A 21,678-nucleotide genomic window follows, 5' to 3' on the forward strand; every position below is an offset into this window, starting at 1 on the left:
CGGCGGCCATGGGCCGGTTGACGGCGGGGGCGGATCGATTGAGGTTCGCGCTTTACCCGTGCCCGGAGTAGCCATGTCCGCATCCGCCGCCGCTGCGGTCCCGCCCGCCGCCGACGCCGCCCCGCATCCGGGGCGCAGCTCGATGCTGCTCTACGGGTTGCTGGGCTTTGCCGCCGGGCTGCCGTTCTACATGTTCTCGACCGTGCTGGCGCTCAGGCTGCAGGCGCATGGCGTCGCGCTGACGGTGCTGGGGTTCTTTGCGTGGGTGCAGCTGCTGCCGACGCTGAAGTTCGTGTGGGCGCCGCTGCTCGACAAATATGACGTGCCGGGGTTCAGCCGCTTCTGGGGCAAGCGACGCGGGTGGATCATGCTGGCGCAGCTGGGCATCGTCAGCGCGATGGGGGCGATGGCGCGGACGGCGGACGATGCGTCGCTACCGGTCACCGCGCTGTTCGCGGTGCTGCTGGCGTTCTGGACCACCACGCTGGAGGTTGCGGCGGACGCGTGGCGGATCGAGTTGTTTCCGACGCAGGACCAGCAGGGGCCAATCGTCGCGGCGAACCTGTGGGGGTATCGCACCGCGATGGTCGCGGCGGGGAGCGGGGCGTTGCTGCTGGCCGACAATGGCGGCTGGACGCTTGCCTATCTGTTGGTCGCGGTGGCGGCGTTCCTGCCGTTCCCGATCCTTGCCGCCATGCGGCCGGAGGCGGGGCGCGGCGGTGGGCGGATCGTCGCGCTGCTGACCGGGATCGGTGGCGGGGCGGTGATCCTGGCCGCGGCGTGCGCGGTGACGGCGGGGGTCGGCTATGTCCTGCTGGGTGCGGCCGCCGCGATCGGGATCGATGCGAAGAGCAACGTCACGCCGTGGGTGCTGGGGCTGTGCATGGTGCCGTTCCTCGGCATGGCCGCCGCGCTGCCGTGGATCCGGAAGGCACCACCGACCGCACCGATCCGCACCTCGACCGCGATCGGGCCATATGTCGATTTCTTCTGGCGGTTTCAGTATGCCGCGATCCTGCTGATGGTCTTCGTCTCGCTGTACCGCATGGGCGATGTGCTGGCGCTGAACCTGTCCAAGCCGATGATAAAGGGGCTGGGCTATTCGCTCAGCCAGATCGGGCGGGCGGACGGCGTGGTCGCGCTGGCGGCGAGCATGATCGGGGTGGGGCTTGGCGGATGGATGGTCACGCGGCGGCCGATGCTGTGGGCGCTGGCGGTCGGCGCGGTCGTCGCAGCGATCGGCAATTTCGGGTTCGTGTGGCTGGCGCATCAGCCGGTCAGCGAGGTCACGCTGTATGTCGCGACCGCGCTCGACCAGTTCGGCAATGGCTTCGCGGGTGCGGTGTTCGTCGTCTATCTCTCGCTGCTGGTGAACCCGCGTTATCCGGGGGCGCAATATGCGTTCCTGACCGGTTTTGCGTTCCTGTTGCCGCGGATGCTGGCCGGGGCGGGCGGGTCGATGGTGGGTGTCATCGGCTATGACGGGTTCTTCCTGTTGTCGGGCGCGGTCAGCCTTGCCGCCATTCCGCTGCTGCCGGCGCTGTCGAAGATTCGGGCGCGGGAGGAGGATGCGTGATCGACCGGGCGTTCAGCGAAGCGGCGCGCTATGTCGCGGAGGGGCGGATACCGGGGGCGACGCTGGGCATCGTGACCGCCGATGGCACGCGGGAGGTGCGGGTGGCGGGGCTGGCGCAGCGGGTGCCGGAGGCGCGGCCGCTGACTCGCGAGCATTGGTTCGATCTGGCGTCGGTCAGCAAGGTCATTGCGACCACGCGGTTCGTGCTGCGACTGGCCGATGAGGGGCGGATCGATCTCGACCGGCCGCTGATCGATGCGATCCCCGATCTGCGGCAATATGACGTGGCCGGCGCGGCGGAGCGGCGGCTGACGTTTCGCGATTGCCTGGTCCATCGCACCTTCCTGCCCGCCGTCGAGCCGATCTATACCTATGGCGACGATCCGGCGCGGTTGCGGGCGTTCGTGTTGCAGCGGGAGTGGCGGCACGGGCCGGCGGTCTATTCGGACATCAACTTCATCCTGCTGGGCATCGCGGTCGAGCGGATCATCGGTGCCGGGCTGGACGCGCTGCCGCTGGGGCCAGGACTGAGTTGGGGGCCGCCGCCGGGGCCTGCCGTCGCGACCGAGCATTGCCAGTGGCGCGGGCGGGTGCTGGTCGGCGAGGTGCATGACGAGAATTGTTCGGCGATGGGCGGGCGGACGGGCCATGCCGGGCTGTTCGGGACGGTCGATGGCGTGCTGGATTTCGCGGCCGGGCTGCTCGACGGGAGCGGGGCGTCGGCGGCGGTGCTGGATGCGATCCGCACGCCGGTCGAGGGGCATCGCACGGCGGGGTGGGAAATCCGCTTTCCGGGGTGGTCCGGGGGGCAGGCGTGTTCGGCAGGGACCATCGGGCATACCGGCTTTACCGGGACCGGGCTGTGGGTCGATTTCGAGCGTGGGGTGGCGTGGACGCTGCTGACCAATCGGGTGCATCCGACGCGGCATTTCGACAGCGGGATTTTCGAGCTGCGGCCGGCGACCGGGGATGCGGTGGTGGCGGAGTTCGATGCGTTATCAGTGTGTTAGCTCTTAGGGGCGATTTCAAAGTTCACTAAGTTCACACTTGCCACGTTTTCGTGTGGCGTTTGGTTCGGAGCGGGGTGCGGCGATTTGAAAGAGCCTGCGTAGGGTAGCCGGGCGGTGGTTTGTAGGAAAGCTAGGCGCGCGTTTCCGGCTTTCGGAGACGAAGAAGCGGGACCCCGGGTCAAGCCCGGGGTGACGATGGGCGACCGTACCCCCGCGGAGGCGGGGGTCCAGAGCCGCAGGCGGTATCGTTCGTAATCCTGGACCCCCGCCTCCGCGGGGGTACGGCAATGTCAGGGGCGTTTATGGCGCTTCGATGACTTCGCGCAGGACGCCGAGGAATTCGCTGGCCAGCGCACTTGGCGGGCGGTCGAGCAGGTGCATCGCGTGGACGTCGAAGGTCAGCGAGGGTTTGAGCGGGCGCATCGCGAGGCCGTCGGCGAGCGAGGCTTCGGCGGTGAAATTGTCGACGACGCTCAGCCCCACGCCCGCGCGGACCAGCGCGGCGGCAATGTAGAAGGTGCGGGCGGAGGCGACTTCCTGAAGCTCGATGCCGAGCCGTTCCTGTTCCTGCGCGAAGAGCTGGCCGATGGGGCCGCTGGCGGCCAGCGTGATGAAGGGGTGGCCGACCAGCTGCGGCAGTTCGATGCGTTGGGCGGCGCCCGGCAGATCGGCGTCGCGGTAGAGGACGACCAGTTCGCCTTCGCCGAGCCAGACTTTGCCCAGCGGCGCGCCGCGCGGGACTTCGGCGGCGATGGCGATGTCGGTCTCGCGCTCGTACAGCTTGCGCAGCAGGTCGTCGTGATGGACGGTTTGCAGGTCGAAGCGGACGTCGGGGCGCTTCGCCATGAAGCGCGCGACGGCGGTGGGCAGCGCGCCGAGGGCGAGGCTGGGGAGGGCGGAGATGCGCAGCGTCGCGCCGCCGCCGCTGCGCAGGTTGCGACCGGCTTCGCGCAGCGCCCGGACGCGTTCCTGAATATCGGCAACGTCGCCGAACAGGGCATGGGCGTCTTCGGTCGGGACCAGGCGGCTGTTGGTACGCTGGAACAGTTCGAAGCCGAGCAATGTCTCGGCATGGCGCAGCGTTTTGGAGACCGAGGGCTGCGAGATGTTGAGCGCGCGGGCGGCGGCGCTGACCGATCCGTTGACGTAGACGGCGTGAAAAATCTCGATATGGCGCAGGTTCATGGTCTCGTGTGGCCCCGATAGCGGCCCTCGTCCAGCCCGTCTTCGGCGCGGGCGACCAGCGTCGCGACGGTCAGGTTGGCGCTGGCCGAGGCGACGGTGCGGGTCATGTCGAGCAGCCGGTCGAACGGCAGGACGAGGCCGACGACCAGCGCGGTCTGCTCCGCGCCGACCCCGACCGCGCCCAGCATCGCCGCGAGCATGAACAGCGAGGCGGACGGGACCGGCGCGGTGCCGAACGCGGCGAGCGCGCCGGTGGCGAGCATGACGCAGAGCATCCAGCCATCGGGCGCGATACCCAGCGCCTGCAACGCAAACTGGCCGAGCAGGCCGACATACATCGCCGTCCCGTCCTTGCCGATGCTGGCCCCCAAAGGCAGCACGGTCGACGCGATAGGGCGGGCGATGCCGAGATTGTCCTGCGACACACGCAGCGCCACCGGCAGCGTGGCGGAGGAGGAGGCGGTGGAGAAGGCGACGATCAGCGCATCGACGATCCCGCGAAAGAAGCGGACCACCGGGAGCCGTGCGACGAAGCGCAGCAGCCCGGCATGGAACGCCATCTGGGCCAGCGTGCCGAGGATGACGCACAGCGCCAGCCAGCCGACATGAACGAACACCGCCAGCCCGCTGCCCGCAACCGCGTTGGCGATCAGGGCGAGGACGCCGAACGGGGTCACCTCCATGACGATGCGGACGAGATGGAGCAGGACGGCGGACAGACCCTGGAGCAGCGCCACGACCGGCTTGCCGGCCTCGCCCGACACCACGCTGGCGATGCCGAGCAGGACCGCGACGAAGATGATGGCGAGCATGTCGCCCTTCGCCAGCGCGTCGATGATGTTCACGGGCACGATGCCGAGCAACTGGTCGGCGGGGGTGACCGGCGGCCCCAGCACATGCGGCGCGACGCCGGCCAGCGCGATGCCGCTGCCCGGTTGGAGGAGCAGGCCGAACCCCATGCCGACCGATACCGCGACCAGCGTGGTGAAGGCGAACAGCGCGACCGTCCGCCCGCCGATCCCGCCCAACCGGCGCGGATCGCCCAGCGACGCGATGCCGGCGGCGATGGTGATGAGAACGACCGGCACGACCAGCATCTTGATGAGCCGCACGAACAGGTCGCCGATGATTTTGATCGCCGCTGCGCCGTCCGGCCACAACAGCCCGATCGCGACGCCGAGGAACAGCGCAGCCACGACCCGCTGCCACAGGGGAATCGCGAACCAGCGGCGCATCAATTGCCCCAGAAGCCGGGGGCGGGGGGCGACAACATGCCGTTATCGTCGGTGACGCCGCCGGGGCGGTCTTCGGAAAGCCAGAGCGGGCCGTCGAGATCGACGAACTCGGCCTCGGCCCCCAGCAGCATGGCCGGTGCGATGCCCAGCGACGAACAGACCATGCACCCGACCATCAACCCGAATCCCTTTTCGCGCGCCCTGCGGGCCAGCACGAGTGCTTCGGTCAGCCCGCCGGTCTTGTCGAGCTTGATGTTCACCACGTCATAGCGGCCGGCGAGGCGGTCGAGATCGGCGGCGGTGTGGAGCGCTTCGTCGGCGGCGATGGGTACCGGGCTGTCGAACTGCACCAGCGCGCCGTCTTCGCCGGCGGGCAGTGGTTGTTCGAGCAGGTCGACGCGCCAGTCGAGGAGGTGGGGTTTCAGCGCCTGCAACGTGTCGATCGTCCAGCTTTCGTTGGGGTCGACGATCAGGCGGGGGGAGGGCGCGGCGGCGCGGACGGCGGCGATCTGCGCGGCGGGGTCGCTGCGGTCGACCTTGATCTTGAGCAGCGGGACGCTCGCTACCTTGGCCGCCGCGCAGGCCATGGCGTCGGGGATGTCGAGGCCGATGGTGATGGCGGAGGGCAGCGCGATCGGTTCGGGCAAGCCGGCGAGCGCGGCGACGCTTCGGCCGGCGAGGCGGGATTCGAGGTCCCACAGCGCGCAGTCGATGGCGTTGCGCGCGGCACCCGCCGGGAGGAGGGTCGCGAGGTCCCTGCGGCAGGCGCCATCGGCCAGCGCGGGGGCGATGGCGCGGATCGCGGCGATCGTGTCCTCGATACCCTCGCCATAGCGGGCATAGGGTACCGCCTCGCCGCGACCGATGACGTGCCCTTCCGCGATCGTCACCGTGACGACATCGGCCGCCGTCTTGACCCCCCGCGAGATGCGGAAGGGGGTGCTCAGGCCGAAACGGTCATGGGCGACGTCGAGATGTCGAAGCATGTCTGCATCCAGTCGATGATCGGGTCCGCGCCGAAGCGATAGGGATCGGTGCAGGGCAGGCCGTGCGCGTTGGCGGTTTCGGCGCACAGGCGGCGGGCCGCGTCCTCGGGCAGCTTTACCGTGTTGAGCGCGATGCCGACCGCCTGCACATCGGGGCTGGTGAGGCGTGCGACCGACAGGTTCGCGGCGAGGCATTCGGCGATGCCGGGCACGGCGTAGTGCGGCAGGCCGCGCATATGGTCGCGCGCCGGATCGTGGCACATGACGATCGCGCGGGGTTGCGCGCCGTGGAGCAGGCCGGTCGACACCCCGGCGAAGGACGGGTGGAACAGCGATCCCTGCCCCTCGATCAGGTCCCAGCCATCGTCGGTGCGCGCCGGGGTGATCGTTTCGATCGCGCCCGAGATGAAGTCGGCGACCACCGCGTCGACCGGCACGCCCGAGCCCGCGATCAGGATGCCGGTCTGTCCGGTGGCGCGGAAATCGGCCCTTATCCCGCGCGCGACCATCGTGCGGTGCAGGGCGAGGGTAGAATACATCTTGCCGACCGAACAGTCGGTGCCGACGGTCAGCAGGCGGTTGCCGGCGCGACGCTTGCCATTGCCGACGGGGAGGTTTTCCGGCGGATCGCGGACGTCGAACAGCTGGACGCCGGCTTGCTTTGCCGCTGCCGCGATCTGCGGCACGTCGCGCAGCCGCTGGTGCAGGCCGGATGCGACATGCATGCCCTGGGCGATCGCGGCGAGGGCATCGTGGATCAGTGCATCGCCCATGCGGCCGCCGGCATTGGCGATGCCGAGGATCAGGGTATTGGCCCCGGCGGCGCGGCCTTGCGCGGCATCCATGCGTGGCAGGCCCAGCGTCAGCGGGCAGTCGTCGTGCCGCCATTCGCCGACGCATTCGTCGGGGCGGAAGGTGGCGACCCCGCGCGAGGTCTTGATACCGACCGCGTCGTCGGAATGGCCGAGATAAAGGAGGAAGGGACCGGGGATCATCGCGCACCCTGCTGGCTGTATGGACCATTGGGATAGGGCGGGGTGGTCGCGCACGTCATATCGTGCTGTCGGGGGGAGGTATAGCGCTGGGTTATGGGGTGGTCTAACGGTTCGTCACCCCGGACTTGATCCGGGGTCCCGCTTCATTTTTGGCGTTGGAGGAAGGAGAAGCGGGACCCCGGGTCAAGCCCGGGGTGACGGGATGGGTCAGGTGGCCGGGCAGTTCTTCGGAGTCATGCGCAGCAGGGCGCGGCCGGGGGCGGCGCCGGTGGTGGCGCCGTCCTTGAGCGCTAGTTTGCCGTTTACGAACAGCGCCTTCACCCCGACGCTGGGCACGCGCGGGTTTACGTAAGTGGCGCGGGGCGCATAGCCGACGGGATCGAACACGACGACATCGGCATAATAGCCGGGCTTGAGGTAACCACGGTGGTCCATGCGGTACATGTCGGCGGTCGCGCCGGTCGAGCGGTGGATGAAGTCCTTGAGCGAGATCACCTTCCGTTCGCGGACATAGACCTGATATTTGCGCGGGAAGGTCGCGTATTGGCGCGGGTGGCCGTTCGATCCGTCGGAGCTGGTCACGACCCAGGGTTGTTGCATGATGAGGTCGGCATCGGCGTCGATCATGTTGAAGCTGGCGACCGAGACGCCGGCCGGTTCCTTGCCCGTCGCATCGGCGACGCGCAGGATTTTGATCGCGGCGTCGATGGGGTCGATACCCCATTGGGCGGCCATCTGGCCCAGCGTCTTGCCGGTCCATGGCATTCCGGCGCTGGTCAGCAGCAGCGATTCCTTGCCGCCGCGCCGGCGCAGATTCTCGGCCATTTCGGTCTTGATCCTGGCCAGCGTCGCGGGGTCGTCGAACCGCTGGATCAGGCGCGGATAGCCGCCGTCATTCGCCCAGCGGGGAACGAGCGAGGCATCGACGCTGGAGCCGGAGGCGAGCCACGGATATTGGTCGGCGGTGACGTTCTGCCCCGCCTTGCGTGCGGCGTCGATCGTGGCGATCAGTTCGGGGGCCTTGCCCTGTACGTCGACGCCCAGCGCCTTGAGATGGGCGATGTGGACCGGCATCTTCGCTTCCCGCCCGATCTCGATCACTTCCTTCGTCGAGTTGATGAGGCCGATCGAGTAGTTGGATTCGTCGCGCTGGTGCGTGTCGTACATGCCGCCGCGGATCGCGGCCTCGCGGGCGATGGCGACCACTTCGTCGGTCCTGGCGAAACTCTGCGGAGCGTAGAACAGGCCGGTGGAGAAGCCATAGGCGCCTTCGCACATCGCCTTGGCCACCAGCGCCTTTTCGCGGGCGAGTTCGGCCGGGGTGGGGGCGCGGTCGTCCTGTCCCAGCACGCGGCCGCGCACCGCGCCGAAGCCGACGAAGGGCGCGACATTGGTGCCGATGCCGCCGGCCATCAGCTTGCGCGCATCGTCGGCCACGTCGGGCGTGCCGTATCCGTCGACGCCGATGACGATAGTCGACACGCCCTGCGCCAGCCAGGGGAGGTTGAGGCGCGCCGTACGATCGTCGGAGCGGATATAGCTGTCGGGATGGGTGTGGGCGTCGATGAAACCGGGGGCGACGATCTGGCCCTTCGCGTTGATCACCTGCGCGGCCCGGGTCCGGCGGGTGGGGCCGACATAGACGATACGGTCGCCGGCGATTTCGACGTCGCCGGTGATGGGTTCGGCATTGGCTCCGCTGTAGACGGTGCCGCCCCGGATCACGATGTCGACCTTTGGCGCAGGCGCGGCTCCGGCCAGCGCGACGAACAGGGCGATCAGGGGCAGGCGGGTCATCGGCGAGTTCCTTGCAACGTCATGCGGCGGGCGAGCTTAGCGTCGATCGCCGTCCGGCTGAACAGCAGCGGCAAGGGTTGTCCTGCGATCCATGACGCAACCTGATCGCGGTAATGCGGTGAACGCGGGTCGTTCGACTGGCCGGGCAGGTTCAGGAACACCGAATTGTCCCATGCGCCGACGTCGATGACCTGCAGATAGCTCGCCCCGCCGCCGACGCGCCAGCCCGGACCATCGCCCAGCCAGCGGGCCATGACGGTGTAGCTGTCGCCGCCCGATCCGCTGCCCGAGCCAATACTCTCGATCGCCGGGAAGGCGGCGGCGATGGCGGGGATGCGCGACAGGGGGTGGGCGATGCGGACCTGATGCAGATTGCCCCAGCGCCATTTGGCGGGGTCGGGGCCGAGCAGCAACTGCGCGGTGGCCCATGCCGATACCAGCGCCGGGGCGAGGATCGTTTCGCGCAGCGTGGCGTGGGGATTGGTGAGCATGGTCAGCAGCACCGACGGATCGATCTCGGTAATCAGCGCCTTGCCTCGCGCCGGGACGACATCCGCCAGCACGCGTTTCGACACGTCGCGCCACAGGATTTCGAACAGCGCCGCCGCCCCGCTGTCGGCACTCAGCCGGCCGTCCCAGCGGCGCAGCATGTCGCCCGCCGGTGATGGGGTGGTGGGCAGGACGGCCAGCAACTGGCGTGCGGGGGTCGATAGCGTGTCGAACTGCAACGCCACGCTGTCGGCGACGCTGTGCTTCGGCTGGGCGGCCAACACGTCGGCGATCCGCTCGTAGCGATAGGGTGCACGGAACGAAAAGGCCGGGATGCGGTCGCGTGGCCAGTCGGCGGGCAGGTTGTTCTGATTGGCTGACGCGAACCAGCCTTTCTTCGGGTTGTACTCATTGGGCAGCGAGGCGAAGTCGCGCATGCCGGTCCAGTCGTAGCGGCCGTCGCCCGGCACCGGCAGCAGCCCGTCGCCGCGCTTGCGCACCGGCGCGAAGCCGATCACCTGCCACCCGGTATTCCCGGCCGTATCGGCATAGTGGAAGTTGGTGGGCGAGGGGTGGAGGCGGAACGCCTTGCGCAACGACGCCCAGTCGCGCGCCAGATTGATCGCGACCATCGCGAACGCGCCACCGCCACCGGGCTGCATCGCGATTGACGCCAGCACGCTGGCGCGGCGCTTCGCCGGATCGTGCGACACGACCGGCCCCTGCACCGAATAGCGTAGCGTCGCGACATAGGGGGCGGTGCCCTTCACGGGAATCGCGATGTCGATCTTCGTGAAGCGCTTCCACCCGCCATTGTGGCGGTAGCGTTCGGGATCGGCGGGGTCGAGGTCGAGGATGAACAGGTCCTGCTGGTCGATATGGAAGTTTGTGCGGCCGAAGGCGAAGCGGTCGGTATGGCCCTGCATGATGCCGGGCAGGCCGGGTGCGCCGCCGCCGATCACGTCGAGGCCGGGGGCGCTCAGGTGCGCGACATGGCGCGGGCCGAAACCGCCGATGCCGAGATGCGGGTCGTTCGCCAGGATCGGGCGGCCGGTCGCGGTGCGGTTGCCCGCGACGGTCCATGCGTTGCTACCGGCATTGGCGCGCTCCATCGGGCCTTCGGCGGGATCGCGGGTCGGGGTGTCGGGACCGAAGGGCAGGCCGCCCTGCCGCAATACGCCGAGGTCGGCGGGCGAGACGGCGGCGGTGTCGAGGCCGTCGGGCACGGTCATCTGCCAGGTCGGGCGCAAGGGCGCGACGATCGCATCGAGGTCCAGCAGGCCGATCGCCGCCAATTGGGCGCGGCGGATTTCGTCGTCGGCATTGCCGATCGCACCGCCGCGCGCGAGGACGAAATCCTCGATCGCCCATTTGATCGGCTGCACGCCCAATATCGCATATTCCTGCGGCAGCAGTGTCGGGTCGGCCAGCACTTCGTCGATGCGGGCGTTGATCCCGGCGATATAGGCGCGGGTGCAGGCCAGCACGTCGGCGGGCACCTTGCGCAGTTCGGCGTTCAGGTCGCCGCGATAGTGGAACAGGCGGGCGGCGGCGTCGTGCTTCGCGAAGTCCGGCCCGAACGCCTCGGCCAGCCGGCCCAGTTCCCGCCTGTGGCCGAGGTCGATCTGGAACAGCCGGTCGCGGGCGACGACGTATCCTTGCCCGTAAAAGGCGTCGGGGATGGTCGCGGCGCGGATATGGGGCACGCCGTACACGTCGTCGACGATCTCGATGGGTGCGGACAGCGTGTCGGGCGCGGCACCCGCAGCCATCGGCACCAGCGCGAACGCGGCGGCCGATCCCTGTAAAAAGGCGCGGCGGTTCATCATCGGCGGCATCCCTTGCTGGTCATGCGATGCGGCGCTCGACATCGCACAAAAGGTACACGTTCGTCCTGAGTAGCTGTTGAGCGTAGTCGAAACAGCGTATCGAAGGACCGCCGAGGGTGCTTCGATACGAGGCTTCGACAAGCTCAGCCTCTACTCAGCGCGAACGGGTGGGGCTGAGGTTGCCGCACTCTACGGACAGCGTGCCCGCGACAGGTATGACAACCGCGCCCCGGCCCATAGGGCGCGTTTATGGCCGGCCGCCCATAATCTGCGGCTATGGTTTGGCGAAGCGATAGAAGCCGTGGGTCGCTTGACGCTGGTCCCTCCCACCGCGCAGCTTTCGGGTTCGACACGGGCGACATTTGATCGATCCGGCGATGCCGCAGGAACCAACACGGTAACAGATGCAGCCCGACCTACGGGCGATGGGGAGCATTCCATGACGACGACCATGCCCTTCCGGCGGACCATCCCGGCACTGGCGCGCGCGACCAGCCTTGCCGCCCTGTGCATCGCGACGTGCATCGCTACCCCGGTGTTCGCGCAAGAGGCGGTGCCGCAGACCGAGCAGGCCGCCGACCCCGCGACGCAGGCGGAGGGCGAAATTCTCGTCACCGGATCGCGCGTGGTGCGCGACGGGTTCCAGTCGCCGACGCCGCTGACCGTGCTGACCGCGCAGGATATCCAGAACAGCGCGCCGACCAACAATCTGGCCGATTTCGTCAACCAGATCCCGGCGGTCGCGGGCAGCCTGCGCCCGGCCAATTCGCGCCTCGCGATCAGTTCGGGGCTGGCGGGGATCAACGCGCTGAACCTGCGCGCGCTGGGCGAGATCCGCACGCTGGTGCTGCTCGACGGGCGGCGCTCGGTCGGGTCGAGCGTCACGGGGCTGGTCGACATCAACACCTTTCCGCAGGCATTGGTGAAGAGCGTCGAGATCGTGACCGGCGGTGCATCGGCGGCATACGGGTCGGATGCGGTCGCGGGCGTGGTCAACTTTGCGCTCGACAAGACCTATGAAGGGCTGAAGGTCACCGCCGACAGCGGCATCACCGAATATGGCGACGGGTTCAATTATTCGTTCAGCGTGGCGGGCGGTGCCAGCTTTGCCGACGGACGCGGCCATGTGCTGCTGAGCGGGGAGGTCGCGCATCGCGACGGCATCTTCCAAGTCGACCGGGAATGGAACGCGCGCGGGCGGGTGGTGGTGAACAACCCGGCCTATACCAATACCAACGGGGTGCCGCAGTTCCTGACGCTGAACCAGATCGGGGTCGCCAATGCGACGCCGGGCGGGATCATCCTCAATTCGACGGGCGGGACCGCCAACCGGCTGCGCGGGATTTATTTCGGTCCCGGCGGGTCGGTGAACCAGTTCAATTACGGCAGCTTCAATTCGCCCGCACTGGGCGGCAGCACCGCGCCCAGTCGAACGCAGGGTGGCGATTGGCAGCTGAACGACCAGGGGCGCAATATCGGCCTCGACGCCGATGACGACCGGCATGGCGTGTTCGGGCGGGTCAGCTATCAGCTGGCCGACTGGATCACGGTGTTCGGCGAGGCGTCGTACAATTGGCAGAAGACGCTGTTCAATGCCGGGCCGCAGCTGACGACCAGCACGGTGCTGCGCGCCGATAACGCCTACCTCATCAACACGCTGGGCGCGGCGCGGCTGGCGGGAATCCAGACCGTCACGCTCGGCACCACCGCCGTCGACCTGCCGTATCGCAAGAACAACAGCAGCCGCGACGTGCAGCGCTATGCGATGGGCGCGGAGGGCGATTTCCAGCTGTTCGGCAACAAGGCGGTGTGGAGCGCGTACGGCCAATATGGCGAGACGAACGCGCGCGAGCAGCTGCGCGACATCATGAACGTCACGCGGATGGCGAATGCTACCGATGCGGTATTCGCGCCCGCCGGAAATGCGCTGGGCGTCGCGGCGGGTACGATCGTGTGCCGCTCCAGCCTGAGCGCGCCGACCAATGGCTGCGTGCCGATGAACCGGCTGGGCATCGGCGTGACCAGCCAGGGCGCGATCGATTATGCGCTGGGCGATCCGTATCGCGACCAGAAGCTCAAGCAGACGGTGGCGGGCATCAACCTGTCGGTCGTGCCGTTCGCCACCTGGGCCGGGGATGTCAGCGTCGCGGTGGGCGGCGAATATCGCAAGGAAGAGGTGTCGGGTGCCGTCCCGACCGAGTTCCAGACCGGATGGTCGGTCGGCAATTTCCTGCCGACCTTCGGCAGCTACAACGTCAAGGAAGCGTATCTCGAAACCGTGGTCCCGCTGGGGTCCGGGGTCGAGTTCAACGGCGCGGTGCGCGCGACCGATTATTCGACCTCGGGCTATGTCACGACGTGGAAGGTCGGCACGACCTGGGCGCCGATCGACGATATTCGGTTCCGCGTCACCCGGTCGCGCGATATCCGCGCGCCGAACCTGAACGAGCTGTTCCAGGCGGGCACGTCGCGCACCAACACGCTGACCGATCCGTTCACGAACCGCACCGGCGTCACCTTCCGTGAAACGACGACCGGCAATACCAACCTGAAGCCCGAGATCGCCGATTCGACCAGCGTCGGCGTGGTGCTGCAGCCGCGCTTCATCCCCGGCTTCTCCTTTTCGGCCGACGGGTTCCTCATCAAGCTGCAGGATGCGATCGGGCAGTTTTTCGCGCAGGATATCATCAACCGCTGCTTCGAGGGGCGGGCGGAGTTCTGCGCCGCGTACGGCCCCGATCCGTTGGGCGACCGCGAATTCTTCTTCCGCGCCAGCCCGTTCAACTTCGCGCGGCAGACGGTGCGCGGGGTCGATTTCGATGCGACCTACCGTGTGCCGCTGGCCGATGTGTTCGACAGTGCGCCGGGCAACGTCACGCTGAAGGCGCTGGCGACGCGCTATATCGACAATATCACCGACAGCGGCGTGCCGAACGTCGTGCCGGTCGACATCGTCGGGCAGCTGGGCGGGGCCAGCCTGCCGAGCTGGATATATCGCTTCAACGCGACCTACGACACCGAAAGCTTCGCGATCACCGGTACCGCGCGGGGCGTTGCCGGGGGCACCTATTCGAACAACTATGTCGTGTGCTCGACCGATTGCCCGGTCGGGCGGCCGGCGGGGATCGTGTCGCAATTCCCGACGATCGACAGCAACAAGATCGACGGCGCGACCTATTTCGACCTGAACCTGACCGGCAAGGTCGACATGGGCGCGGGGGCGAAGGCCGAGCTGTTCCTGAACGTCACCAACCTGTTCAATCGCGAACCGATCCTGTTGCCGGAGACGGGGCTGGCGGCGAACAGCACCTATTCGGATTTGCTGGGGCGGTCGTTCCGGGTGGGGATTCGGATGCAGACGCGGTAAGGGGCGGGGCGAACGCGAAGGTTGCGCTGCTCGGCGCTGGACCCCCGCCTGCGCGGGGGTACGGTGGGAGCAGGTAAAGGGCCGGAGTGGCAGGTGTGACGACGGACTCTTCGAAAACCGGGCAACTGATCGCGACCCTGCGCGCAGTGGTCGGGCGGCGGCAGGTGCTGACCGATCCGCGGCGCACCGCGCGGTTCCGGCAGGGATATCGCACCGGCGGCGGCGCGGCGATCGCGGTGGTGCGGCCGGCCACGCTGGTCGAATTGTGGCGGGTGGCGCAGGCGTGCGTCGCCGCCGATGTGTCGATCTTGATGCAGGCGTCGAATACCGGGCTGACCGGCGGGTCGACCCCGGATGGCGACGACTATCCCGGCGGGCTGGTCATCATCAGTACGACGCGGCTCGACCGCCTGCACCTGCTGGGTGGGGGCGAGCAGGTCGTGTGCCTGCCGGGGACCACGCTGTACGCCCTGGAGGCGGCGCTGAAGCCGCTGGGGCGCGAGCCGCATTCGGTGATCGGGTCGTCGTGTCTGGGCGCGTCGGTGGTCGGAGGGGTCTGCAACAATTCGGGCGGGTCGCTGATCCGGCGGGGGCCGGCCTATACCGAACTGGCGCTGTTCGGCAGCGTCGGCGCGGACGGCACGCTGCGGCTGGTCAATCATCTGGGCATTGCGCTGGGCGATGATCCCGAAGTGGTGCTGGGGCGGCTGGACCGGGGCGACTTCACGGCGGCCGATGTCGATCCGGCGGCGGACAAGCCGGCGCACGACCATCGCTATGTCACCCATGTCCGCGATATCGACAGCGACGTACCGGCGCGGTTCAACGCCGACCCGCGTTGCCTGTTCGAAGCGGCGGGGAGCGCGGGCAAGCTGATCGTGTTCGCGGTGCGGCTGGATAGTTTCGTGCGTGAGGACGATACGGTCACCTTCTATATCGGCACCGACGATCCCGACCGGCTGACCGAATTGCGCCGGACGATGCTGCATGATTTCGCCGAGCTGCCGATCGCGGGCGAATATATGCACCGCGGGGCGTTCGATATTGCCGACCGCTATGGTCGCGACACGTTCCGCGCGATCGAGCGGCTGGGCACCGACCGGTTGCCGCGGCTGTTCGCGGCGAAGGCGTGGGTCGATGGCGTGACCGGGCGGTTCATGCGCCATTTCAGCGACCGGGTGCTGCAACGGGTCGGTGCGCTGCTGGGCGATCACCTGCCGGCCCGGATGCGCGCGTTTCGCGACCGGTTCGAACATCACCTGCTGCTGAAGATGCCGGGCAAGGACCGCGCTGCGACTGCCGCGTTGCTCGACACGCTGCTGCCCGGCGGCTGGTTCGAATGTTCGGCGGAGGAAGCGGCCAAGGCGTTCCTGCACCGCTTCGTCGCGGCGGGGGCGGCGGTGCGGTACCGCGCGGTGCATGCCGACAGCGTGGAGGATATCGTCGCGCTGGACGTGGCATTGCCGCGCAACTCCCGCGACTGGGCAGAGGTGCTGCCCGACGAGCTGGGCGGGCAGGTGGTCGACACCCTCTATTACGGGCATTTCTTCTGCCACGTGTTTCACCGCGACTATATCGTGCGGAAGGGCGTCGATCCGCTGGCGTTCGAACATGCGCTGTGGGCGCGGCTGGATGCGGTCGGCGCGCAATATCCGGCCGAGCATAATGTCGGGCATCTGTACCATGCCAGGCCGGCGTTGGCGGAATTCTATCGCACGCTCGACCCGCGCAACCAGCTGAACCCGGGGATCGGCCATATGCCGCGCGAACGGGGGTGGGGCGCATGAGCCTGACGCTGGGCATCGATGCCGGCGGCAGCAACTGCCGCGCGCGGCTGGTCGATGCGGCGGGCCGGGTGATCGGCAGCGGACAGGGCGGCGCGGCCAATGCCGGGATCGGGGTAGAGGCGCTGCGCAACGTATTGCGCGACGTGATCGCGCAGGCGACCGCCGGCCTGTCGCCGGCGGAGCGTGCGCAGCTGCGGGTCGGCATGGGCATCGCCGGTATCCGCCGGCCGGGCGTTCGCGCCGCGCTGGAGACGACCAATTTCGGGGTCGCATCGGTCATGCTGGCGAGCGATGCGCAGATCGCGCATCTGGGCGCGCATGGCGGCGGTGACGGCGCGATCCTGATCCTGGGCACCGGCAGCGCGGCGTTGCTGCGGATCGACGGGCAGGAGGTCGCGCTGGGCGGTTATGGCTTTCCGGTGTCGGACGAGGGGAGCGGCGCGGCATTGGGGTTGAGCGCGGTGCGCCACGCGCTGCGCGCGCTCGACGGGCGGACGCAGTGGACACCGCTCGCCGATGCGATCTCGGCACGGTTCTTCCATGACACGATCCGGGCGGTGGCGTGGATGGCGCAGGCTGCCCCACGCGATTACGGCGCGCTGGCCCCGATCGTGATGGACCATGCCGACGCGGACGATCCGATCGCGCGGTCGATCGTCGAGGACGCGGCGGGCCATGTCGAGCGCTTCATCGAGACGATCGTGGCACGCGGCGTCACGCGCTGTACGCTGGTCGGCGGATTGGCGCCCCGGTTGCAGCCGTGGCTGCGCGTGCGGACGGTGGCGCATCTGTGCCCGGCGCTGGGCGATCCGGTGGACGGGGCGGTGCGGCTGGCGGGTGGTACCGTTCTGAATCATAACCAGCGTTAAGGCTGTTTAAACCACCTTCTGCGAGGTTTGACGCCGGAATTGGCAATGCGACGTCTGGTCCTCTTGATCCTGCTGATGGCGGGAATGCTTCCGGGCATGGCTTCGGCATCGGCGATGCCCGATGCATGGGCGGCATGGCGCACGCCGTGGTTCCAGACGCTGGACAGCGATGCCGGGCTGAACCACGCGACGACGACGGCGATCGTCCAGAGCAGCGACGGGCTGATGTGGATCGGCACGCGCGGCGGGCTGGCGCGCTATGACGGACAGCGGTTGCGGGTGTTCCGCCAGACCATCGGCACGCCGGGCGGGTTGCCCGACAATTACATCCGGTCGCTGCTGGAACTGTCGCGCGGCGGGGTGCTGGTCGGGACCAATGTCGGCGGACTGGTGCGGTTCGATCCGTCGTCCAACCGCTTTGTCAGCGTACCCGGTGCCAAAGGGGTGGGGCCGGGTACGCGCATCATGGCGCTGGAGAGCGACGGGCAGGGCGGGGCGTATATCGCGTCGGACCAGGGGGTGTTCCGCTATGACGCGGCGCGCGACCGGGCGGTGCCGGTGGCCGGGCCGGGCAATGCGCTGTCCGAGGGGGCGTTCGCGGTGCATCGCGATGCCGACGGGACGCTGTATGCCGGCGGCGACAACGGCCTGTTCGTTCTGCGCCGGGGGGCGCGGGATTTCGCCGCCATCGCGACACCCGATATCGGCGATGTGTGGGCGATCACCCGCGACACGGCGGGACGATTATGGGTCGGGACCGGATCGCACGGCATCTTCGTGCAGTTGCGCAACGGCCGCTTTGTCCAGCCCGCGGCACTGGCGGGGGCCGCGCCGCAGATCGCGCATCGCACGATCCGCGCCTTTGCGGTCGGGCCGGACGGCGTGGTGTGGGTCGGCACGGACGGGGTGGGCGTGCTGCGCATCGCGACGCACGGCACCTTTTCGGTACGACCGATCCGCAACATCCAGGCCAATCCCGGTTCGCTGGCCGGCGATACCGTGCGCGACGTGACGATCGACCGCACCGGCCGGCTATGGGCCGCGACCGAGGTCGGCGCGTCGCACACCGACCCGTCGTTGCCGGCGATCTTCACCATCGGCAACGCGATGCCCGATCCGCGCCATTCGCTGGCCGATCGCAATGTGCGTGGGCTGATGGTCGACCGACGCGACCGGATATGGGTCGGCATGGGCAACGGGCTGATCGACCGGATCGACCGGACGGACGGGGTGGTCCGGCACCTGCGGCTGGATGGCAACCACGCCGGACAGGATATCAAGGCATTTGCGCAAGACGCCGACGGCAGGATCCTGGCCGGAGGGCGCGGCGTGGTGGTGATCGACCCCGACACGCTTGGCGAACGGACGCTGCCGCTGCCCGAACTGGGCGACCTGCCAGTCATTTCGCTGCTCTATCTGGACGGGCGGCTGCTGATCGGCACCTATAAGGGGCTGTTCGTGCGGGACGATCGCACCGGGCGGCTGCAACGCTATCGCCATGTGCCGGGCGATGACGCGTCGCTGGCCAATAACGAGGTTATCAACATCGTCGCGGCACCCGGCGGCGGCGCGTGGATCGCCACGCCGCGCGGGATCGACCGGTTCGATCCGGCGACCGGCCGTTTCGTCAATTATCGCAACAGCCCGTCCGATCCGGCCAGCCTGCCGCAGAATTATGTCGGGTCGATCGTCCCGGCGGGCGACGCGCTGTGGGTCGGCACCTATGGCGGGATCGCGCGCGGGCGGCAGGTTGCGGGGCAGTGGCGCTTCCATGCGATCACCGAGGCCCGGGGCCTCGCCAACGACAATGTGGCGGCGGTGCAGATGGACCGCGCCGGGCGCATCTGGACGACCGGGGCCAGTGGTATTTCGATGATCGATCCGCGCGGGGAAATGGTCCACGCGGTCAGCCGGCGCGACGGGCTGACCGCCGATTCCTTCAACCAGCGGGTGTCGGCGATCACGCAGGGCGGCGACCTGTTGTTCGGGGGTACCGGCGGGTTGCTGGTCCTGCGGCCCGAACGGATGCTGGCGCTGCGCCCGACGGTCCAACCCGTCCTGGCGCCGAGCGAGGTGGAGGAGAACGGGCAGGTCGTCCCCTATGATTCGGACAGCGGATACCGGACGATCCGATCGGACGGCCATGGCATCCGCATCGCCTTTTCGCTCAGGGAATATGCCGCGCCGGACGAGATTCGTTATCGCTATCGCCTGCGCGGGTTCGACCAGGATTGGGTGGCGATCCCGCCTGCCAGCCCGGCGACCGCGATCTACACCAACCTGCCCGGTGGCAGCTATGTCCTCGAACTGCAGGCGCAGATTCCGGGGGTCCATCCGCGCACAGTCACCAGCGCGATCGACCTGATCGTCGCACAGGCATGGCATGAACGGTGGTTCGTCCGCCTGGCGCTGGCGCTGCTCGCGCTGCTGGCGATCGTCGGCATCGTGCAACTGCGGACGATCGTGCTGCGCCGGCGCACCCGCGCGCTGGAAACCGTGATCGGACAGCGGACGCAGGAGCTGCGCGCGGCCAATGCCCGGCTGGAACGGCTGGCCAGTACCGATCCGCTGACCGGCCTTGCCAACCGGCGGACGATGATCGCCATGCTGGATGCCGCGCGCGAGGCGGCGCTGCGCGGCGGCGGCAGCTATGTCGTCGCAATGCTCGACATCGACCTGTTCAAACGGATCAACGACGCGCACGGCCACCAGATCGGCGACCTGGTGATCGAAGCGGTTGCGGGGCGGATCGCCGGATCGGTGCGCGCGGCGGATTCGGTGGCGCGCTATGGCGGGGAAGAGATCGCGATCCTGTTCGCCGAGGTATCACCGCAGGAGGCGATGCGCACCGCCGAGCGGGTCCGCGCCGCCGTCGCCGACCGTCCGATCGTGGCCAATGGGGTGGAGGTGCGCGTAACCGTCAGCGGCGGGGTCGCGGCGGCGACGGGGAATACGTCGCCTGCCGAACTGCTGCACCGGGCCGATCTGGCGCTGTACCGGGCCAAGCGCGACGGGCGCAACCGCGTGGTCCTCGACGAAGCGGTCGATGCCGTGGGATCAGTCGCGCGCTGACCCCGTACCGGCCCGCGTGAACCGCAGCACCCCGTCGGCAAGGCCCCCGAACCGCAACGTCGCATAATCGAGGAAATAGTTCTGGCGCAGCCGCCACGGCGCGCGCGACCCCTGCGCCGGGGAGATGGCAGCGGCGCGGGTGACATAGCCCGAGCTGAAGTCGAGCAGCGGGCGGCGCTCCACATCGGGGCCGGGCGGGGTGGGCAGGCAGATGTCATGGCCGTGCCGCCGCATATGGTTCAGCATACGGCACATGCGGCGCGAGACCAGGTCGATCTTCAGCGTCCACGACGCGTTGGTATAGCCGAGCGCTAGCACGAGGTTGGGCACGCCCGACGCCATCATGCCGCGATAGATCAGGTGATCGGCGGGGATGAAGTGGTTGCCGTCGATGGTCAGCCCGATGCCGCCGAGCAGATGCAGCCGCAGCCCCGTCGCGGTCACGATGATGTCGGCATCGACCCGTGCCCCCGATCCCAGTTCGATACCGTTCGGGGTGAAGCGGCGGATGGTGTCGATGGCGATGGTCGCCGACCCGTCGCGCAGTGCGGCGAACAGGTCGGCATCGGGCACCAGGCACAGCCGCTGGTCCCACGGATCGTAGCGCGGGGTGAAGTGGCGGTCGACATCGGCCATGCCGGGCAGCTCGGCACGCACGCCCTTCAGGATCAGCGCCTCCATCCGCCGTGGCCAGCGCCGTGCGAACTGATAGGCAGCGAGGCCCAGCGCTGCGCTCTTCCACCGCGCCAGTCGCCCGGCGAGGCGTTCGGGGAACAGGCGATAGAGCAGCTGCGCAACGCGATCGCGCGCGGGTTGCGCGACGATGTGGCTGGGCGAGCGCTGGACCATCGTGACCTGCGCACCGCGTGCGGCCAGCGCCGGGACCAACGTCACCGCGGTCGCACCGCTGCCGATCACCGCGACGCGCTTGCCCGCGACGTCCAACTCCTGTGGCCAGTGCTGGGGATGGACGATCGGCCCGGCGAAATCGCCCTGTCCAGCGAAGTCGGGGGCATGGCCGCGGGCATAGTCGTAATAGCCGCAGCCCATGAACAGGAACCGGCAGCGGAGCGTCGACACGATGCCGTCGACGTCGCAGGTCAGCGTCCAGCGCGCGGTGTCGGACGACCAGTCGGCAGCGACGATGCGATGGCGAAAGCGGATGTGCCGGTCGATGCCGAAGGCGCGCGCCGTATCCTCGATATAGTCGCGAATGTCGCTGCCATCGGCGATCGCCTTGTCCCCGCGCCATGGGCGGAAGGGAAAGCCGAGCGTGTGCATGTCGGAGTCCGAGCGGACACCGGGATAGCGGAACAGGTCCCATGTCCCGCCGATCGCGTCGCGCGCCTCGAAGATCGCATAGGTGCGGTCGGGGCAGCGATGCTGGAGGTGCCACGCGGCATCGATGCCGGACAGCCCGGCACCGATGATCGCGACGTCGAGTTCGGGTGCGGGCGGGGCGGGGGTCGGCATGGCCGGCT

General features: G+C 68.6%; 13 protein-coding genes. 6 read left to right on the plus strand and 7 right to left on the minus strand.

Going from position 1 to position 21,678, the window contains the following annotated elements; all coding sequences use genetic code 11:
* Nucleotides 1–73: 73 nt before the first annotated feature.
* Together ASE67_RS14595 and ASE67_RS14600 are read left to right on the plus strand one after the other, a co-directional pair.
* Nucleotides 74–1,576, plus strand: a complete 1,503-nt coding sequence (locus ASE67_RS14595; RefSeq protein ID WP_055763026.1) for a hypothetical protein — start codon at nucleotides 74–76, stop codon at nucleotides 1,574–1,576.
* Nucleotides 1,573–2,586, plus strand: coding sequence for a serine hydrolase domain-containing protein (locus tag ASE67_RS14600; protein ID WP_055763029.1), 1,014 nt, complete (start codon nucleotides 1,573–1,575; stop codon nucleotides 2,584–2,586). Before ASE67_RS14595 ends, ASE67_RS14600 begins: the two co-directional genes overlap by 4 nt.
* A 300-nt stretch (nucleotides 2,587–2,886) precedes the next feature.
* Here the strand turns inward: ASE67_RS14600 and ASE67_RS14605 are convergent, their stop codons facing one another.
* The 6 genes from ASE67_RS14605 to ASE67_RS14630 all read right to left on the minus strand — a co-directional run bounded on the left by ASE67_RS14605 (nucleotide 2,887) and on the right by ASE67_RS14630 (nucleotide 11,102).
* Nucleotides 2,887–3,771 carry a LysR family transcriptional regulator gene (locus tag ASE67_RS14605; RefSeq protein WP_055763032.1) on the minus strand — a complete coding sequence of 295 codons (885 nt, stop codon included), beginning with the start codon at nucleotides 3,769–3,771 and terminating at the stop codon, nucleotides 2,887–2,889.
* Complete coding sequence (locus tag ASE67_RS14610; protein ID WP_055763035.1) at nucleotides 3,768–5,006, minus strand: dicarboxylate/amino acid:cation symporter; 1,239 nt, start codon at nucleotides 5,004–5,006, stop codon at nucleotides 3,768–3,770. Before ASE67_RS14610 ends, ASE67_RS14605 begins: the two co-directional genes overlap by 4 nt.
* Entirely contained in the window at nucleotides 5,006–5,992 is a 987-nt protein-coding gene (gene dgcA / locus ASE67_RS14615; RefSeq protein WP_055763038.1) for an N-acetyl-D-Glu racemase DgcA, read from the minus strand. The genes ASE67_RS14610 and dgcA overlap by 1 nt, the downstream gene beginning before the upstream one ends.
* Nucleotides 5,950–6,987: an N-acetyltransferase DgcN gene (gene dgcN, locus ASE67_RS14620; RefSeq protein ID WP_055763041.1), complete on the minus strand. Its 1,038-nt coding sequence runs from the start codon at nucleotides 6,985–6,987 to the stop codon at nucleotides 5,950–5,952. Before dgcN ends, dgcA begins: the two co-directional genes overlap by 43 nt.
* A 207-nt stretch (nucleotides 6,988–7,194) precedes the next feature.
* On the minus strand, nucleotides 7,195–8,784 hold the full coding sequence (locus tag ASE67_RS14625; RefSeq protein WP_055763044.1) for an N-acyl-D-amino-acid deacylase family protein: 1,590 nt from the start codon (nucleotides 8,782–8,784) through the stop codon (nucleotides 7,195–7,197).
* On the minus strand, nucleotides 8,781–11,102 hold the full coding sequence (locus ASE67_RS14630) for a penicillin acylase family protein (RefSeq protein WP_055763625.1): 2,322 nt from the start codon (nucleotides 11,100–11,102) through the stop codon (nucleotides 8,781–8,783). The genes ASE67_RS14625 and ASE67_RS14630 overlap by 4 nt, the downstream gene beginning before the upstream one ends.
* Before the next feature lie 439 nt (nucleotides 11,103–11,541).
* On the opposite strand from ASE67_RS14630, the gene ASE67_RS14635 reads away from it, so the two are divergent.
* From ASE67_RS14635 to ASE67_RS14650, 4 genes are all read left to right on the plus strand, one after another.
* Entirely contained in the window at nucleotides 11,542–14,469 is a 2,928-nt protein-coding gene (locus ASE67_RS14635) for a TonB-dependent receptor plug domain-containing protein (protein WP_235511928.1), read from the plus strand.
* An 86-nt stretch (nucleotides 14,470–14,555) separates the two neighbouring features.
* Nucleotides 14,556–16,256 carry a D-lactate dehydrogenase gene (gene dld / locus ASE67_RS14640; RefSeq protein WP_443025592.1) on the plus strand — a complete coding sequence of 567 codons (1,701 nt, stop codon included), beginning with the start codon at nucleotides 14,556–14,558 and terminating at the stop codon, nucleotides 16,254–16,256.
* Complete coding sequence (locus tag ASE67_RS14645) at nucleotides 16,253–17,125, plus strand: BadF/BadG/BcrA/BcrD ATPase family protein (RefSeq protein ID WP_055763052.1); 873 nt, start codon at nucleotides 16,253–16,255, stop codon at nucleotides 17,123–17,125. Before dld ends, ASE67_RS14645 begins: the two co-directional genes overlap by 4 nt.
* A gap of 45 nt (nucleotides 17,126–17,170) precedes the next feature.
* Nucleotides 17,171–20,197: a ligand-binding sensor domain-containing diguanylate cyclase gene (locus ASE67_RS14650; protein ID WP_055763054.1), complete on the plus strand. Its 3,027-nt coding sequence runs from the start codon at nucleotides 17,171–17,173 to the stop codon at nucleotides 20,195–20,197.
* Here ASE67_RS14650 and ASE67_RS14655 read toward each other — a convergent pair.
* Complete coding sequence (locus ASE67_RS14655; RefSeq protein WP_055763057.1) at nucleotides 20,183–21,670, minus strand: flavin-containing monooxygenase; 1,488 nt, start codon at nucleotides 21,668–21,670, stop codon at nucleotides 20,183–20,185. The two genes, ASE67_RS14650 and ASE67_RS14655, sit on opposite strands and share 15 nt — an antisense overlap.
* Nucleotides 21,671–21,678 lie beyond the last annotated feature (8 nt).

This window comes from Sphingomonas sp. Leaf23 (assembly GCF_001421585.1).
GTDB lineage: Bacteria > Pseudomonadota > Alphaproteobacteria > Sphingomonadales > Sphingomonadaceae > Sphingomonas.

What these genes read in the sequence shown, in the direction of transcription:
- ASE67_RS14645 (WP_055763052.1), top strand. Translation starts at nt 16,253, where the DNA reads ATGAGCCTGACGCTGGGCATCGATGCCGGCGGCAGCAACTGCCGCGCG.
- dgcA (WP_055763038.1), bottom strand. Translation starts at nt 5,992, where the DNA reads ATGCTTCGACATCTCGACGTCGCCCATGACCGTTTCGGCCTGAGCACC.
- ASE67_RS14625 (WP_055763044.1), bottom strand. Translation starts at nt 8,784, where the DNA reads ATGACCCGCCTGCCCCTGATCGCCCTGTTCGTCGCGCTGGCCGGAGCC.
- ASE67_RS14610 (WP_055763035.1), bottom strand. Translation starts at nt 5,006, where the DNA reads ATGCGCCGCTGGTTCGCGATTCCCCTGTGGCAGCGGGTCGTGGCTGCG.
- ASE67_RS14595 (WP_055763026.1), top strand. Translation starts at nt 74, where the DNA reads ATGTCCGCATCCGCCGCCGCTGCGGTCCCGCCCGCCGCCGACGCCGCC.
- ASE67_RS14650 (WP_055763054.1), top strand. Translation starts at nt 17,171, where the DNA reads ATGCGACGTCTGGTCCTCTTGATCCTGCTGATGGCGGGAATGCTTCCG.
- dgcN (WP_055763041.1), bottom strand. Translation starts at nt 6,987, where the DNA reads ATGATCCCCGGTCCCTTCCTCCTTTATCTCGGCCATTCCGACGACGCG.
- ASE67_RS14605 (WP_055763032.1), bottom strand. Translation starts at nt 3,771, where the DNA reads ATGAACCTGCGCCATATCGAGATTTTTCACGCCGTCTACGTCAACGGA.
- ASE67_RS14635 (WP_235511928.1), top strand. Translation starts at nt 11,542, where the DNA reads ATGACGACGACCATGCCCTTCCGGCGGACCATCCCGGCACTGGCGCGC.
- ASE67_RS14655 (WP_055763057.1), bottom strand. Translation starts at nt 21,670, where the DNA reads ATGCCGACCCCCGCCCCGCCCGCACCCGAACTCGACGTCGCGATCATC.
- ASE67_RS14630 (WP_055763625.1), bottom strand. Translation starts at nt 11,102, where the DNA reads ATGATGAACCGCCGCGCCTTTTTACAGGGATCGGCCGCCGCGTTCGCG.